Annotated in this window: 3 protein-coding genes; 1 reads left to right on the top strand and 2 read right to left on the bottom strand. The window is 40.7% G+C overall.

Features of this window, described 5'->3' with window-relative positions:
* The first annotated feature begins 35 nt into the window (after positions 1 to 35).
* Positions 36 to 122 (top strand): NgoMIV family type II restriction endonuclease, encoded by an 87-nt coding sequence (locus tag B9A22_RS26660; RefSeq protein ID WP_425441432.1) that lies wholly within the window; start codon positions 36 to 38, stop codon positions 120 to 122.
* 210 nt (positions 123 to 332) lie between these two features.
* Here B9A22_RS26660 and B9A22_RS24740 read toward each other — a convergent pair whose 3' ends face one another.
* Both B9A22_RS24740 and B9A22_RS24745 read right to left on the bottom strand, forming a co-directional pair.
* Entirely contained in the window at positions 333 to 587 is a 255-nt protein-coding gene (locus tag B9A22_RS24740; protein WP_084578588.1) for a hypothetical protein, read from the bottom strand.
* A 1-nt stretch (position 588) separates the two neighbouring features.
* Positions 589 to 2,013 (bottom strand): hemagglutinin repeat-containing protein (locus B9A22_RS24745; protein WP_217806062.1); only part of this gene is annotated, 1,425 nt, incomplete at its 5' end.

The raw sequence follows: 2,013 nt of genomic DNA on the forward strand, positions 1-2,013 counted from the left end.
CTTTGTCTTCTGCTTTGTCTTCTGCTTTGTCTTTTTTGGACGCAATGGATATGTTGGACATTATGGTAAACGGTAAAAGGTTGAAAGATATTTCAGACTTACCTCTTGATTTAGCAGTTTAACAATTCGTGTCACAACCTCAAAGCAAAATCCGCCGTTATTCCGATGATTATGGAATAAGGCGGATTTTGTTTTATTATTATACCCTTTGTAGTGGTGAGTGCTGATGAATAAACGACCTTACGATTTTCCGGAAAAAGAGAGGTCAGCGGATTTTTACGTCCGTTGGACCTCGCTTTTATGAGTTTTACTTATTTTGCAACAATTTATGACTATAAGATGTAGAATCCTTCATCAGGTATCACGCCACCATTAAATAGTTCTTCGAGTTTTTTTCCACCTATGCATATCGTTTCTACCAATTCGTGAGGATTCTTATAATATTCACTTATTCGCTTATTATCAGCTACAAAAAACCACCCCTCAGAAAAGTGAACAATTCCATATGAAGCTTCATTATATTTGAACTCTATCTCTCGTCCTTCTCCTAAATCCTCTAATAGCAACTTATAATCATAGTTCTTCATACTACTCTGGATCTCCCCTTCCATCTTCTCCCCACTTATGTTTATGTGGGAATGTATGAGTTCCATCATCAGAATGGTTATAATCTACATCCCAATCAGCATTACCATCCTTATCGTAATATCTTCTTTGTTTAACACTTCCGTCAGGATTAAGAAGATCTACAGACGAATTAGGTTCTCCTGTTTTTGGCAAACTACGTCTTTCACTTACAGTATGCTTATTTGTCGGCAAGCTGTTATCTATTGCGTCTTCATACGTTGAGCTTGTAATGTACTGTTGATACTTATTACTTACCCATGAGTGTGTTTCATCAATCCAAGTGCCTATAACTTTACCAGTCGCATCAACTAACTTTTTGCCTTCAGGCGTTGCTAAAACAGTAGCGGCAACTAAAACTTCGACTCCTTCTATTACAACAGGCACTGCCACAAGGAAATTATTCTTCGTACCACTAACTGCAGTTGAAACTCCCGTCTGAGCATTACCACCAACAGTTTTTGCCGCTGCTGCGCCTACAAGTGCACTAGCCCATTGATGTAAGGCAGGATCTTTTATTTTAGCTAGCTCACCTTGGATAGCTTCGTTGACACCAGCACCAACAGCACCGGAACCAAAACTCCCTCCACCCATTTGAGCCATAAGACCACCTACTAAAGCATGAAGAGCAGTTTTTTCCGGTCCTCCTTCTACCCAAGCATTAGCAACACTTAATTTATGAATTTCTTCATACGCTACTTCGCCAAATACTTTAGCTAATTCCTGTTTTTCCTGAACCGTCTTTTTATCAAATATCTTTCCTAAAGCATTTACTGCTCCTTCTGGGTCACGACTTAATCCACTTAAATCCTGATTCGGATTACTCCGTACTTCGATAGTTCCTGGAGATATTGCTGATTTTGTAGTACTGCTATCTTCTCCAGAAGCTGTCACACCAATGTTTGGAGTTAAACCTTGATCCTTTTTAGCTACATCATTACCGTTAGCGTCCTTACCTGCTGCGTAGCCAACTCCAACGCTATTTGCTTGATACTTGGCTCTGTTCTCTAGATTCGAGAAGGTTATGGTGCCGGTTTTTAAAGCATTCTTTACTGCTGGAGCCTCACTGCTAATAACCGCACCCGTAAGGTCAGTATTCTTCTCTACCGTGATGTCAAAACCATCTTTTCCGGCGTAGATACCAGCCTGTTCAACAACGCTGTTGTATTCGGAGTTGGTTTTGCCTGCGCTGACAGAACCATGAGTGCCGCTAATTTTATCGGTTCCAAAACCAAAGCCCGCACTCTGATTCTTCGATGTGAAGATATCTCTGTCCTGCTGACTGACAATATTTAGATTGCCACCTATATCGGCCACAACTTTTTCGCCTTTGACCTGGGAGCCAATAATATTGGTATCGTTTCCAGACTTTAGTGTCGCTGTGCCGCT

This window comes from Sporomusa malonica (assembly GCF_900176355.1).
GTDB lineage: Bacteria > Bacillota > Negativicutes > Sporomusales > Sporomusaceae > Sporomusa > Sporomusa malonica.

Bases quoted from the DNA above. Each gene is read 5' to 3' on its own strand.
- B9A22_RS24740 (WP_084578588.1), bottom strand. From the start codon at position 587: ATGAAGAACTATGATTATAAGTTGCTATTAGAGGATTTAGGAGAAGGA.